Origin of the sequence: Flavobacterium sp. BFFFF1, from assembly GCF_002256285.1 — a bacterium.
In the GTDB taxonomy this organism is placed as follows: Bacteria; Bacteroidota; Bacteroidia; order Flavobacteriales; family Flavobacteriaceae; genus Flavobacterium.
Map to the genome: position 1 here is coordinate 86,454 of NZ_NKJE01000001.1, position 15,387 is coordinate 101,840.

Below are 15,387 nucleotides of genomic sequence, written 5' to 3' on the forward strand. Positions count from 1 at the left end.
GTGGCAAATCCGGTTACCAATCCGACCGTTTCCACTACAACGGTATGCGAAAATGGCGTTTTACAGCTGACAGCAAACCCATCGGGAGGGACACCGCCATATTCTTACACCTGGACCGGCCCCAACGGCTATGTATCATTGGCACAGAACCCTGTCATTTCAGCACAACTAACAAATTCCGGCACATATTCATTAACGATAACGGACAGTTGCGGTGTCACTTCAGCGCCGCAAACAACAGCAAATGTTACTGTTGAAGATCAGATCGTGCCTGCCTTTGACGCCATTGTGCCTGCCATCTGCCGGAACGGAGTCGCTCCCATTTTATCCACATCCTCCACCAACGGCATTATGGGTGTATGGAGTCCGCCAGTTGTCAGCAATACAGCGACAGCAACCTATACGTTTACACCCAATCCCGGGCAATGTGCAGAAACCTTAAGCCTCACGATTTTTGTGATAAACAATGTTACCCCCACGTTTTCGGTACCTTTTGTGATTTGCTTCAACGAGCCTGCGCCTGCATTGCCTGCGTTATCAAACAACGGAATTGTGGGTACCTGGAGTCCTTCAACGATAAACAATCAGGTTGGCGGAAATTATACATTTACCCCGAATGCAGGGCAATGTGCCGTGCCATTGATCCGCACGATAACCGTTACTACTATTAATCCTACCTTTGATCCACTGCCTCCGGTTTGCGAAGGACTGCCGAGTCCTGCATTACCGCCTGTGTCGACCAATGGAATCACAGGAACCTGGAACCCAGCAACAATTAGCAATACTGTATCCGGAAGTTATGTTTTTACGCCGAATGCGGGACAGTGTGCTCCGCCGTTTACGTTGCCAGTAACCATTATTCCGAATACCATCCCCACGTTTGATCCGGTAGCGCCTATTTGCGAAAATTCGGCGCCACCCGCACTTCCAACGACTTCCCTTAACGGCCTCACCGGAACCTGGACCCCCGCTGTAGTAAATAACACCACAACAACCACCTATACTTTTACGCCCGACCCAGGTCAATGTGGTACAACCGAAACCTTGCAAGTCGAGGTAATTCCGAATGAAATTCCGCTTTTTGACCCGATAGACCCAATTTGTGTGGGTGATCCTGCTCCGGCATTGCCGCCTACATCGACAAATGGAATTAACGGCATCTGGACTCCGGCAATTGTGAGTAACACCGCTACCGGAACTTATACTTTTACGCCAGACCTTGCTGGTCCATGTGCTGAACCTGTCGTGATCACGATTACTGTAAATCCGATCCTGACACCGACTTTTGACCCTATACTGCCGATCTGCTCAGGAAGTATTGTCCCCCTGCTCCCCGCCGTCTCAAATAACGGTGTTTCAGGAACATGGAATCCGGCAATCATTAATAACACAACCACAACGACTTATACTTTTACCCCCGATCCGGGCGAATGCGCGGTCACAACTACGTTGACAATTACGATTGAGGATAATGTTACACCATCTTTTGACCCTATCGCTCCGATTTGTGAGCATGCAATCGCCCCGATATTGCCGTTGGTATCCAATAACGGCGTAAACGGTTCATGGAATCCGGCTGGTGTAAGCAATACAGCTACTGCAACGTACACTTTCACTCCTGATCCGGGGCAATGTGCTTTAACGGCACAGGTCACGGTCGTCGTACAGGACAATATCATACCCACATTTACCGTAGACACAGAAATTTGTGCAGGAAGTGTTGCGCCGCTTTTGCCAAATATTTCAGATAACGGAATTACGGGAACCTGGAATCCGGCAGTGATAGACAATTCGGCTGATGGATCCTACACGTTCACCCCGGATGCCGGACTTTGTGCTACGACAACAGTAGTTTCAATCGAAGTGAATCCAATACTTGTCCCCGATTTCGATCCTATCGCCCCGTTTTGTGCCGGCGATGTCGCACCAACCTTGCCATCAATTTCTAATAACGGTATCTCAGGCACATGGAGTCCTGCTGTAATTGACAATATGCTCTCCGGCGTCTATACCTTTACGCCAAATCCGGGAGAATGTGCTTCAGCCATTGCTATCAATGTAACCGTCAATCCCGTCATTATTCCGATTTTCGATCCGGTTGCACCTATCTGCAATGGCGCAACGGCACCGATTCTTCCATTGACATCCAATAACGGTGTTGTCGGAACCTGGAACCCTGCAACCGTAAGCAATACGGCGACGGCAACCTATACTTTTACAGCAGATGCGGGAAGTGTGTGTACACCAAACACACAAATCACAGTAACGGTAAATGAAAATGTTACGCCAATATTTAATGTGGATACGCAAATCTGTACCGGGTCGGCGGCGCCACCGCTTCCTTTGGTTTCAACTAATGGCATCACCGGAACCTGGAATCCTGCCATCGTCGACAACACGGCTGATGCAAATTACACCTTTACGCCTGATGCAGGACAATGTGCGCTTCCCGCTACACTAAACATCACCGTAAATCCGATACTGTTACCTGATTTTAATCCAATAGGCCCGTTGTGTTCAGGAAATGCTTCACCCATATTACAATTGGTTTCCAACAATGGCATTTCAGGCACCTGGAATCCACCAACTATTGACAACAATATTTCAGGCACTTATACCTTTACTCCAAATCCGGGGGAATGCGGGTCGGTAACAACGGTCGATGTGGTTGTCAATCCAACTATAGTTCCTGTTTTCGATCCTATTGCACCTTTTTGTGCTGGTGCTCCTGCTCCCATCCTACCGCTGGTATCCAACAATGGCGTGTCAGGAACATGGAATCCCGCAACGGTAGACAACACCACTTCTGCGACATACACTTTTACCCCGGATCCCGGTAGCATATGTACGTTAACTGCACAACTCTCCATCATTGTTAATCCGATATTGGTTCCTTCATTCAGTGTAGACACCCAAATTTGTACGGGGGAAGCGGCACCGTTGCTCCCTTCCGTTTCCGACAATGGCATTACGGGAACTTGGGCTCCGCCGATAGTTGATGCGATCAATGGCGGCACTTACGTGTTTACTACAGACCCAGGACAATGTGCGGCACCTGGCGCATCGATAACAATAAGCGTAAATCCAATTGTAACGCCCGACTTTGACCCCATCGCCCCGATTTGCTTTGGGAATGCTATACCGTTATTACCGGCAGTTTCTAATAATGGCATCTCTGGAACCTGGAATCCTGCAAACATCAGCAACGCGGTTTCCGGAACGTATACTTTCACCCCAAATCCGGGTGAGTGTGGTACCGTGACCACGATAGACGTTACGGTTAATCCAAGAATACTGCCGATATTCGACCCGCTGATTCCAATTTGTTTCGGCGATGTTCCTCCAGCGCTGCCGTTAACTTCAGTAAATGGCATTACGGGCACCTGGAATCCAGCAGCAATCGACAACAGTATTTCAGGAACATATGTTTTTACTCCGGATGCTTCATTTTGTTCGGATCCTGCAGTTTTGGTCATGACCGTTAATCCACCATCGCTACCCACATTCTCGTTCCCGATGTCCATTTGCAGTGGAGATATTCCACCGGTACTTCCAAATATTTCCGACGAAGGGTATTCAGGCAGCTGGAACCCATCGGTAATCGATAACCTGACCAGCAATACTTACGTGTTTACACCTGATGCAGGACAGTGCGCGTTGGTAAACACTTTGCAAATAACCATAAGCCCAAACATCATTCCGACGTTCAACCCAATCGGACCTATTTGCTATGGCAGCGCCGGAAATATACTTCCCGCTATATCCCTTGAAGGCATTTCAGGGACGTGGAATCCCCCAACCATAGACAACACCGCGGATGGTAATTACATATTTACCCCCGATGCTGGACAATGTGCCGGCGTTACGAGTTTGACCATTAACGTGGATCCTTTGATTCCAGGATTATTTGCACTCAATACCGTATGTATCGGAGGCGTTTCTCCAGTATTGCCAAATCTGTCTGGCAATGGAATTACTGGCACCTGGAATCCCCCCACTGTGGACAATATGGTTTCTGCTGATTATGTTTTCACTCCCGATCCGGGGCAGTGTGGTTTGGTTACCACCATCCATATTGAAGCGGTCCAGATTATCAATCCGGAATTCTCTGTTCCTTCCACGGTGTGCAGCGGCAATATTCCGCCTGCATTACCCCTAGTCTCTGACAACGGGATTTCAGGCACATGGAACCCTGCGGTTATCGATAACACCACTGACGGGAGTTATACCTTTACCCCAAATCCGGGAGAATGTGGAAATCCCGCTACCGTTAGTATTTCGGTAGTACCCACTATTACTCCGCAATTTGATCCAATCCCGACTTCAATCTGCTTTGGCGAACCCGCCCCTGCATTGCCTTCTATATCACTAAATGGCGTTACGGGAGTGTGGAGTCCGTCCGTAATAGACAATACCATCTCTGGAATTTATGTTTTTACACCAACCGACGCTGGGTGTTTTGCCACTGTCACCGTCAATATTATCGTGACACCGCTGACGAGCCCTGTTTTTGATCTTTTACCGGTAATTTGCGTGGGCGACGCTCCTCCTTTACTGCCTTCGGTTTCCAATGATGGATATACGGGCGTTTGGACTCCGGCGGTGGTAGACAATACCACTTCAGCGGTATATACTTTTACCCCTGACGCAGGACAGTGCGCGCAGGCTGTAACCCTCACACAAACCGTTAATAGCTTTGTCATTCCTTCTTTTAGTTTTGCCACTACAGTTTGCAGCGGATCTGTGCCTCCAGTTTTACCCTTAACTTCAGACAATGGGGTTTCAGGAACCTGGAATCCGGCCATTGTTGACAACCTGGTTTCAGGAAGTTACAGTTTTACTGCCGATGCAGGACAATGCAGCAACATCCTGACTGTTTTTATTACGATTGGAAATGCTGCAACACTCCCTATCTTTGATCCGATTGCACCTTTCTGTGAAGGAACAATCAGCCCGTTACTTCAGACAACCTCCAATAATGGAATATCAGGAACATGGAGTCCCGCTGTGATTGACAACATCAATTCGGCGAATTACACTTTCACACCAAACCCAAATCAGTGTGGGCTACCCGTTACCATTTCGACTACCGTTATTCCGGCAGTGACTGCAATATTTGACCCGATCCCATCATTTTGTGCGGGCGAAACAGCACCATTGCTACCTAATGTTTCAAACAATGGTATTACAGGAACATGGAATCCTGCGGTGATTGACAATACCGCATCGGATACTTACACTTTCACTCCAGCTAACGGCCAATGTGCAGCACCTGTGACAATAAGCGTGACAGTCATTACGCCATCGACCGCGGTCTTCACCCAAATCCCTACCGTTTGTGCGGGAAGTAATGCACCTATACTACCTACAATTTCGAACAACGGAATTGCGGGCAGCTGGAATCCATCAGTGGTTGATAATCAAAATACTGGAACGTATGTATTTACCCCAAATCCCGGACAATGTGCAACGGGTACAACGATGACTATTCCAGTCCTCCCTGTAACAGTGCCAGTATTTGATGTCATCGATCCAATCTGTGAACAATCGGTTGCACCTATTTTACCGAACACATCCCTTAACGGAATAACAGGGACCTGGTTTCCGCCAATCGTTGACAATACGGCAAACGGCATCTACACTTTTATTCCCTCACCCGGACAGTGCGCCTCAACAAAGACAATACTTATTATTGTCACTGAAAAAATCCTGCCGTATTTTGATCCGATCGCACCCGTGTGCCCGGGCAGCGTGCCACCAGTGCTTCCGCTGGTATCCCCTAACGGCATATCGGGCACCTGGAATCCTGCCACGGTAAATACAACAGCAACCACGCTCTATACATTTACACCAACCGCAGGCGAATGTGCTGTAGGAACTACGATTTTCGTGCCTGTTGCGCCATTAGTAACTCCGGTATTTGACCCCATCGGTCCCTTCTGTGCGGGATTTGCCCTGCCTGATCTTCCGGCCACGTCAAACAATGGCGTAGCGGGAATTTGGAACCCTTCGGCAATTTCGGATAGCGGATCGTATACGTTTACACCCCAAAGCCAGTGCGGAAGCCCGACTACAATCCAGATCGTCATCAATACCTCTCCTAGTGACCTACAATTGACCGCAATCAACCCTCAGGGAGAAAGCGATAGCGGTAAGATCAAAGTAGAAAGTGTAAACGACGGACAAGGACCTTTTGTGTATAGCATCGAGGGCGGGACATTTTCTGCCGAAACGACCTTCACAAATCTGGGGCCTGGCGATTATACCATTGCGGTAAGGGACCAAAACGGATGTGAGTATAGCGAAATAGTGACCCTGGTTGCAGGTTGCAGCCTTCCGAAAGGCTTCTCTCCAAACAACGATGGTAAAAACGACACATTCAAAGTTGTTGGTTGTGATATCGTTAAACTGGAGTTATTTAACCGCTACGGAAAGAAAGTGAACACATTCAGCAACTACAACAATGAATGGAACGGCGAGGCTGACAATGGCGAACAGTTGCCCACTGCAACCTATTTCTATGTGGCTTATTTAACCGATGGGACTTCTAAAACGGGATGGGTTTACCTCAACAGATAATTGTAAGACAAAAAGCAGCTAGATGTTAATGAACGTAAAGCAAAATAATCCTTTCAGACGGGCATATGCCCTCGCCTTCTTTTTTGGAGTTTTAGGCGCTATCCTTAAAATAAACCATATCGACAATTCCAATTTTTTTCTGGTAATCGCGCTGCTATGCACGATTGCCTACATAGCGCTCGGTATATACGAAGTCAATAAATCCATCAAAATTGACAGTTCAGAAAAGACTTTATGGACTATTGGTTTTATTACACTCGGTTTTTTTGTCGGAATCTATTATATGATGAACCGGGATAGGATTGTGTAATTAAGCAAAGCAGGAACCAAGTGTGGAGATAGGGCTTTTAAATCCTGAATTGCCGCGTGCTAATAAGGGCGTTTAGACTCAAGTTAGCAAGTTGCCAAACGTTGATTCGCTTACGCAAAATGCCCAAGCCAATCGATGAACTATTTGTATGGAATAGCAAATGATTCGATTACTCTAAAAATAAAAACAAAAAAGCCCACTATAACCAGTGGGCTTTTAAGTATATCATATTTTAGCTATTACGAAAGCAGGTCTATAATTACCGAAGGAAACAATCCCATGGCAATATTCAACGAAATTGAAATCACTGCTGTGGCATAAATCAAAATAGGCGTTCCTGTACGTTCCTCGTTTGGTTCTTTCGTATACATGGCCAGAATAAGCTTAAAGTAATATCCGACGCTAATAATGGAGTTAACTACGGCAACAATCACCAACGCAATATAACCTGCACTGATTACCTGTCCAAACAAAATCAACTTGGCAAAAAAACCGGCGAAAATTGGAATTCCGGCCATAGACAACAAGGCGCCGGTAAGCACCGCAGCCAGCAAAGGATTTGTTTTCCCGAGCCCGTTGAAGTTGGTAATATCTTCATTATCGCGACTTTTACACACGTATAGAATTACGCTAAACGCCGCAATTCCGGCAAGCGCATACGCTGCACTATAATAAAATAACGTCCCGGAAGGATTTTCCGTTCCAAGCAATGTCATCAGCATAAACCCTGCATGCGATACGCCCGAAAATGCCAACATCCTTTTCACATTGGACTGACGCAGTGCCATGATATTGCCCACACTCATCGATAGTATAGACACCACAACAATCACGCTTTGTGCGGCTGGAAGATTCACATTCATCACCACAGCAAGCTTGAAAAAGGCCGCCATTGCCGCAACTTTACCGATGGTACTCATCGTAGCGGTCGTTAACGCAGGAGACCCCTGATACACGTCGGGAGCCCAAAAGTGGAATGGCACTGCTGCAATTTTAAACAGCAACCCGATACTGAGCAAGATCGTCCCAATCGGCAGCCATTCTTCTACCGCAGCAGATCCCGAAGCCAACTGAAGGCTTGGAACATCCGTGCCGGCGTCGTAAACGTTAAAAGTTCCAATAGCACCATAAATAAGGCAAATACCAAACAACAGGATAGCGGACGCAAAAGACCCCATAAGGAAATACTTCATTCCCGCTTCGTTGCTCTTTATGTTGAGCCTGTTACTCGCGGCAAGGATGTACAAAGAAATCGACAACACTTCAATTCCAAGGAAAAACATCGCAAGGTTTTGAAATTATACCAATGCCACGCATCCTGCCAGCATAAACACCTTAATGGCAATATAATCAGAAATTTTTGATTGGTGGTTTTCGTAGAAGTTATGGCTTAAAGCCACCAGAAATATTGTCAGGATGATAAAAAGCGCGGAAAATGCCGCAGAAAAATTATTTACCGCAATCATGTTGTTGTTTGACGATACGACAGTACCAAACTCATACACATCAATGGCAAGACAGCCCAACAGGCCCAGAATGACAAGCGGCACCAACGCTTTCCTTAAGTTGAGAATCTCAAACAAAAGGCATAAAATTCCTAATCCGGTGATAGCTATTAATAAGTTCATTTTTTATCTGACTATTATCTGTTGATATGTGATACGATATTTTCGATGCTGGGCGCGATCAGGTCGGTAATTGGCTTTGGGTACATTCCGAAGAAAAACAAGATCCCAATGATAGAAACCATTACAATTGCTTCGGTTGCATTAATATCGGCGAAAGCATTTCTCTTTTTGCTGACGTCACCCAACATGACCTGCTGAAACATTTTAAGCATATAATAAGCGCCCAAAATAATGGTTGTCCCTCCAAACACAGCGTACATCACATGGACATGTGACAGGCTGTAGAGTACTGTAAACTCCCCAACGAAATTAAATGTGGAAGGCAGTGCTACAGATGCTAAAACAAGAATCATAAACATCGATGTAAACTTTGGCGCCTGTAAACGGATACCACCCATTTCCGAGATGGTTCGGGTTTCAAATCTCCGATAAATGATTTCGGCTGCAAAGAATAAACCGACGACCACAAAACCGTGTGCAATCATTTGCAATACCGCACCGTTTAAGCCATCAGCGTTTAAAGCATAAGCACCGGCAGCAATAAGTCCAACGTGTGCCAATGAAGAATACGCGAGCAATTTCTTCAGGTTTTTTTGCCTCAAAGCTAGTATTGAGCCATAGATGACACCTGCAATGCCCAATACAATCAAGATGTCTTTATATTCTTTCGCGGCAAAAGGCGCAATCGGCAATTGCCAACGGATGACGCTGTACAATCCCATTTTAAGCATAATCCCAGACAAAAGCATCGTTCCCATGGTAGGCGCTTTCTGGTATACATTGGCCTGCCAGGTATGAAAAGGAATGATCGGTATTTTAATGGCATACGCTAAGAAAAACGCCGCAAAAATCCACAATTGCTCATTCGCAGAAAGATCTAATTTATATAGATCTTCGATAAGCAAACTTCCTGCCTTTTGGTATAGATAGACAAAAGCAGTAAGCATGAATAGTGAACCGGCGAAAGTATAAATGAAGAATTTCACCACAGCCTTCTTACGCTCTTCAGCATCTCCGTTACCCCAAATCAACGCTATAAAGTAAATCGGGATTAGGGAAAGCTCCCAGAAAATATAATATAAAAGTCCGTCCGATGCCAGGAACGTACCTGCCATCGCAAATGACATGAACAAAATCAAAGCATAAATGGATTTGGCATTTTTAAATTGGTTGCCAAAACCGGAAAGTATGATAATCGGTGTCAATGCAGTTGTCAGCAAAATCATTGCCATCGACAAGCCGTCAGCGGTAAGCGCAAAAGCAATATTGGGCTTGGTAATCCACGGACAGCTGAAATTGATATCTTGTCCGGCGTTATACAGGTTCAAAAGATACACCGAAACACCAAGTGATGCCAATCCGAAGAACAAAGCCACTTTTGGCGCGGCCTTATCGCCCGAAAAATACGTTACAAATGCTCCTGCCAGCAGCAGTATTAATAGGTAAGTTACATCCATTATGTAAAAATTATTGAGCTGAAAATGAATAAAAATATAGCACAAAGGCCCAGTACAAATGCGAATAAATACAAGCCGATACTTCCGTTGTGAAGTTTCCTTCCGTAAAAACCAAGTTCGTTAGCTGCCTTACCCAACCCGAAGACTGAAGCCGACAAAGCCGTTTCAACATAGTCGCGGAAGAACACCGACAAGGCATTTATTGGTTTTACAAATAAGAACTCATAAATCTCATCAACATAATATTTGTTGTATAACACTTTAGCTACGCCTGTAATCTCCGCATCGGGTGGTGGAACCTGATTCCCTTTGAGGTACTTCATCCGTGCCATCACGATACCTACAATAGCACCGGCGAGCGCAATTCCCATCAGCATATACGATTCATTTGTCAATCCTTCGTGTGCTTCTTTTACGCCTCCCTCAAAAAGAGGTGCCAGGTAATGGTTCAGCCAGCTTCCTGTAGGAAGGCTTATCAAACCGCCAACAGTTGCCAGGATGGCCAAAACAATTAATGGAAACGTAATCAAAGATGGACTTTCATGCAAGTGGTGTTTTTGCTCTTCCGTGCCTCGGAAATCCCTGAAGAAAGTCAGGTACATCAATCGGAACATATAAAAAGCCGTCATGATGGAAGCTATAGATCCGATCACATATAATATTTTATTGTGCTCAAAAGCAGTCATCAAAATTTCATCTTTTGACCAAAATCCTGCAAATGGAAAAATCCCCGAAATGGCCAGCGTGGAAATCATCATCGTCCAGAACGTAATAGGCATGTATTTCTTTAATCCACCCATATTCCTCATGTCCTGTTCGCCATGCAATGCATGAATGACAGACCCGGAGCCCAGGAACAAACAAGCCTTAAAGAACGCGTGTGTAATCACATGGAAAACAGCCACTTCATAGGCACCAAGCCCCAATGCAAGGAACATTAGCCCCAATTGTGATACCGTAGAATAAGCAAGTACTTTTTTAATATCGTTTTGCACGAGTCCAATAGTGGCAGCTACCAACGCGGTAATGGCACCGACCAAAGCAATGACATTCTGAACTTCAGGGACAAGGTCGAATAAGAAATGCAATCGCGTCACCATAAAAATACCCGCAGTCACCATCGTTGCCGCGTGGATTAAGGCCGAAACAGGTGTCGGTCCGGCCATCGCATCAGGAAGCCAGGTGTATAATGGAATTTGCGCCGACTTACCACAGGCACCTATAAACAACGCCAACGCCGCTATGGCAATCCAGAAATCACGGTAATCAGCTCCACCAAGGATCTGGCTTTTTAAAGTCACAAAATCCAGTGTCGAGAAAGAAGCGCCAAGAATAAAAATTCCGATTAACAATCCCAAATCCCCTATCCTGTTCATGATGAAAGCCTTTTTTGCCGCATCATTGTAATCCTGATTTTTATACCAGAAACCGATGAGCAGGTAGGAACACAGTCCAACGCCTTCCCATCCGATGAACATCACCAAGAGGTTACTACCCATAACGAGCGTAATCATGAAGAAGATGAACAGGTTCAGGTAAGCAAAGAATTTATGCATATTCTCATCGTCATGCATATAACTGATCGAATACAAGTGAATCAACGAACCAATCCCGGTAACAAACATCAGCCACAATAGCGACAGCTGGTCGAGTAAAAATCCAAAATCAATATTGATATTCGCGACCTTCATCCAGTCAAACAGCTTAATGCTGACTGCCGGCTGGCCACTATTCACCTGCATAAAAAACACTACCGTCACAATAAAGGAAACCACCACAGCGGCCGTACCGATAACACCGGAAACGGTTTTGCCCAGGCTCTTGCCAAAGAATACATTGATCAGAAATCCTGCAAGTGGCGTTAATAATAGTACTAAAGCTAAATTGGTATCCATTAATTATCCTTTTAATTTTTTTAACTTGGCCACATCGATCGAGCCTATATTCCTGAATATCGAAACCACAATCGCAAGCCCAACCGCCACTTCAGCGGCAGCAACTGCCATCGAGAAAAACACGAAAACCTGCCCCTGTGCATCCTGATGGTACGTCGAAAACGCTACAAACAAAAGGTTAACCGCATTCAGCATAATCTCTATCGACATGAAAACAATAATCGCGTTACGGCGGTACAACACCCCGAAAACGCCGAGGCAGAACAATATCGCCGAAAGGAAAATATAATTCTGTATGCCTATCTGTGCTAAAATATCCTGCATCTTATTTTTCTGTATTTTCTTTTTTAGACAATAAAACCGTTCCAATCATCGCCACCAGCAAAAGCACCGACGCAAATTCAAACGGCACCATATAACCATCCTTGCCATCAAGCAGCACACGGCCCAATACTTTGATCGATTGGTAATCGCCACCATCGGTAGCATAAATATCAGAGATTGGTTTAGAATTCATAAACAAGACGCCAAGAATGATACATAAGGCACCAAACAACGTAATGGCCACAAATCGCGCCATCCTTGGTTTATGCACTTCGTCTTCCTTATTCAAATTCATCAGCATCACCGTAAACAGGAACAAGATCATAATCGCCCCGGAATACACGATAATGTGCACAATGGCAAGGAATTGCGCGTTAAGCAGCAAATAATGCCCTGCAATCGAAAAGAAACACACCACGAGATAAATCGCACTGTGGATAGGGTTCCGGGAGTAAATTGTTAAAAAAGCGCTCGAAAGCGTTACGGCAGACAGGATATAAAATATAAGTAGTGCTGTCGACATTAGTTGGCGTTTTTAAGTTGGGCATTCTGCATCGCCTGCGTAAGCGGCATAACCAGTTTGTCTTTTCCGAAGATAAAATCCTCCCTGTGGTACATCGAAGGCACAAGCACTTTAGATTCGGTCAGATACACCGCATCCTTCGGGCAGGCTTCCTCACATAATCCGCAGAAAATGCAGCGAAGCATATTAATTTCATATACAGAAGCATATTTTTCTTCGCGATACAAGTGCTTCTCTTCCGGTTTGCGTTCGGCAGCGGTCATCGTAATCGCTTCCGCAGGGCAAGACAAAGCACAAAGCCCGCACGCAGTGCAGTTCTCACGCCCCTGTTCATCGCGTTTCAGCATGTGCTGCCCACGCCAGATCGCGCTGCGTTCTTTTACCTGCTCCGGATATTTAATCGTTACTTTTCGCGTAAAAAGGTGCCCAATCGTAATCCAAAGGCCTTTTAAAATCGCCACCAGGTAGAGGCTCTCCCAAAAAGTCATCTTTTTGTTCGAAACCTCCTTTTTCCTTCCCGATAATGAAATAGTTTCTATTGACATTTAATTTCAGATTTTTAGATTCCAGATCCTAGACTTTAGGCTAAAAAATGAATCCCTTTTTTTATTATTTGAAGCCCATCCCGCTATCCGCAGCAACTTTCTGCCACTCCGTTGCACTGCGTGGAAGATTTCCCTCCGCTGCGCTCCGGGTAATCCAAAAAGGATTTCCGCTGCACCCGAGGCCAAAGGCCGAATTGGCGAAGCAATCGGGGCTAGGCGTTCCGTGTTTTCATTACATTCCTAAAGCCTTCATAATCTCCGGCCACAACATTACAATTCCGGTCACGAATATATTCGCAATCGCGAGAGGAATCAGCATTTTCCATCCCAGACGCATCAATTGGTCATAACGGAATCTCGGAATCGTCCACCTTACCCACATGTAGAAAAAGATGAAGAAACAGATTTTCCCGAACAACACCGCACATCCAATTACATTGGCAGTGTTAACACCCCAATGTTCTACAGCCCATGACATCCCCGGATAATTGTAGGCGCCAAAATACAGCACCGCCAATATCGTTGACGAAATGAACATACTGGCATATTCCGCAAAAAGGTAGAATCCCATGCGCATCGATGAATATTCCGTATGATACCCTCCAATCAGCTCGGCCTCACATTCCGCAAGGTCAAATGGCGTCCTGTTTGTTTCGGCAAAGGAACAAATCAAAAAGATAACGAATCCAACCGGCTGGTATAATACGTTCCAATGCCAGTCAGACTGCCCAGCTGCAATTTCCCGAAGGCTCAAGGACTCGGTCATCATGATCAAAGCAATAATCGACAATCCCATCGCGACTTCATACGAAATCATCTGGGACGCCGCGCGCATCGCACTCATTAAGGAGAATTTATTGTTGGAAGCCCAGCCTCCAATCATAATTCCGTATACCCCAACAGAAAGCACACCGAAGATGTATAACAATGCTACATCAATATCGGTGGCCTGCAATATTACGTCGTGCCCAAACATGTGGAACTTATCGCCCCAGGGAATCACCGCGCTGGTCATCAGCGCGACACTCATGGAAATCGCCGGTCCGGCAACAAATAAGAATTTGTTTGGTGTATCGGGTAAAAATTCTTCTTTGGAAAACAATTTCAGTCCATCGGCTAATGGCTGTAATAGTCCCAGTGGCCCGGCGCGGTTAGGCCCAATACGGTCCTGAAGCCAGGCAGCAACTTTACGCTCTGCCCAGGTAGAATACATCGCCATCAACATCGTCAATCCGAAAATAACGAAGATGAAAATACTTTTTTCTATGATTATATCACTATTCATCCGTTAAATATTGCCTTGTTTAAATGCTTCCTGTTCGTCACGCTTCAGCGGAACAGAAGGCATACTGATTTTTTTACGGTCCTGATCGCGTCCTTTCAGGATATTCTTTTCGGTATCAATGACAACCGTATCCAATTCCCTGGTGTAGTTATTCTGGTTGATTACAGAATCCTTTTCGAATTTTCTTGGCCCTTCAATGACCCAGTCATTCACATCTTTGTGGTCGAAACGGCATTCGTTGCAGATGAATTCTTCGACTTCGTGGAACTCATCTTTTCTGCCGGTAACCCTTTGTATTTCATTTCCGAACATCCATACCGTCGTTTTTCCGCAGCATTTTGTACAGTTCCGGTGTGCATTATACGGCTTATTAAACCAAACCCTGGATTTAAAACGGAACGTCTTATCGGTCAATGCACCAACAGGACATACGTCGATCATATTTCCTGAGAACTCATTGTCTATCGCTTTGGAGATACACGTGGAAATATTCGAATGATCGCCCCTGTCCATGACACCGTGTACACGGTTGTCGGTCAATTGGTCGGCTACCATCACGCAACGATAGCACAAAATGCAGCGGTTCATATGCAATTGGATATTCGGACCGATATTTTCCGGCTCAAACGTCCTTTTCTCTTCAATAAAACGTGTTTTGGATTTCCCGTGCTTAAAGCTCAGGTTCTGCAAATCGCACTCTCCCGCCTGGTCACACACCGGACAATCCAGTGGGTGGTTAATCAACAGGAATTCCGTTACCGATTTCCTGGCTTCTTCAACCCTTGGCGATGACTTGCTGTTCACTTCCATACCGTCCATACAGCCGGTTACACAGGAAGCC

At 45.6% G+C, this 15,387-nt stretch carries 9 protein-coding genes and 1 pseudogene; 2 read left to right on the top strand and 8 right to left on the bottom strand.

Annotated elements, in window-relative coordinates; genetic code table 11:
• Together CFE23_RS00305 and CFE23_RS00310 are read left to right on the top strand one after the other, a co-directional pair.
• Positions 1–6,579, top strand: coding sequence for a gliding motility-associated C-terminal domain-containing protein (locus CFE23_RS00305; protein ID WP_291082317.1), 6,579 nt, complete (start codon positions 1–3; stop codon positions 6,577–6,579).
• 28 nt (positions 6,580–6,607) lie between these two features.
• Complete coding sequence (locus CFE23_RS00310) at positions 6,608–6,889, top strand: hypothetical protein (RefSeq protein WP_291082320.1); 282 nt, start codon at positions 6,608–6,610, stop codon at positions 6,887–6,889.
• Positions 6,890–7,128: 239 nt separating this feature from the next.
• Here CFE23_RS00310 and CFE23_RS00315 read toward each other — a convergent pair.
• From CFE23_RS00315 to CFE23_RS00350, 8 genes and pseudogenes are all read right to left on the bottom strand, one after another.
• Positions 7,129–8,517: pseudogene (locus tag CFE23_RS00315) on the bottom strand (NADH-quinone oxidoreductase subunit N).
• Positions 8,518–8,531: 14 nt separating this feature from the next.
• On the bottom strand, positions 8,532–9,974 hold the full coding sequence (locus CFE23_RS00320; protein WP_291082323.1) for an NADH-quinone oxidoreductase subunit M: 1,443 nt from the start codon (positions 9,972–9,974) through the stop codon (positions 8,532–8,534).
• Positions 9,974–11,869: an NADH-quinone oxidoreductase subunit L gene (gene nuoL, locus CFE23_RS00325; RefSeq protein WP_291082326.1), complete on the bottom strand. Its 1,896-nt coding sequence runs from the start codon at positions 11,867–11,869 to the stop codon at positions 9,974–9,976. The genes CFE23_RS00320 and nuoL overlap by 1 nt, the downstream gene beginning before the upstream one ends.
• Before the next feature lie 3 nt (positions 11,870–11,872).
• Entirely contained in the window at positions 11,873–12,193 is a 321-nt protein-coding gene (gene nuoK, locus CFE23_RS00330; RefSeq protein ID WP_291082329.1) for an NADH-quinone oxidoreductase subunit NuoK, read from the bottom strand.
• A gap of 1 nt (position 12,194) precedes the next feature.
• Positions 12,195–12,716 (bottom strand): NADH-quinone oxidoreductase subunit J, encoded by a 522-nt coding sequence (locus CFE23_RS00335; protein ID WP_291082332.1) that lies wholly within the window; start codon positions 12,714–12,716, stop codon positions 12,195–12,197.
• Positions 12,716–13,261: an NADH-quinone oxidoreductase subunit I gene (locus tag CFE23_RS00340; protein WP_291082334.1), complete on the bottom strand. Its 546-nt coding sequence runs from the start codon at positions 13,259–13,261 to the stop codon at positions 12,716–12,718. Before CFE23_RS00340 ends, CFE23_RS00335 begins: the two co-directional genes overlap by 1 nt.
• A 232-nt stretch (positions 13,262–13,493) precedes the next feature.
• A complete protein-coding gene (gene nuoH, locus CFE23_RS00345) occupies positions 13,494–14,546 on the bottom strand; it encodes an NADH-quinone oxidoreductase subunit NuoH (protein ID WP_291082336.1) in 1,053 nt (350 codons plus the stop codon).
• Positions 14,547–14,549: 3 nt separating this feature from the next.
• Positions 14,550–15,387 (bottom strand): Fe-S-binding domain-containing protein (locus CFE23_RS00350; protein WP_291082338.1); only part of this gene is annotated, 838 nt, incomplete at its 5' end.

Excerpts from the sequence above, each read along its gene's own strand:
- nuoL (WP_291082326.1), bottom strand. The coding sequence starts at position 11,869 with ATGGATACCAATTTAGCTTTAGTACTATTATTAACGCCACTTGCAGGA.
- CFE23_RS00310 (WP_291082320.1), top strand. The coding sequence starts at position 6,608 with ATGAACGTAAAGCAAAATAATCCTTTCAGACGGGCATATGCCCTCGCC.
- CFE23_RS00340 (WP_291082334.1), bottom strand. The coding sequence starts at position 13,261 with ATGTCAATAGAAACTATTTCATTATCGGGAAGGAAAAAGGAGGTTTCG.
- nuoH (WP_291082336.1), bottom strand. The coding sequence starts at position 14,546 with ATGAATAGTGATATAATCATAGAAAAAAGTATTTTCATCTTCGTTATT.
- nuoK (WP_291082329.1), bottom strand. The coding sequence starts at position 12,193 with ATGCAGGATATTTTAGCACAGATAGGCATACAGAATTATATTTTCCTT.
- CFE23_RS00335 (WP_291082332.1), bottom strand. The coding sequence starts at position 12,716 with ATGTCGACAGCACTACTTATATTTTATATCCTGTCTGCCGTAACGCTT.
- CFE23_RS00320 (WP_291082323.1), bottom strand. The coding sequence starts at position 9,974 with ATGGATGTAACTTACCTATTAATACTGCTGCTGGCAGGAGCATTTGTA.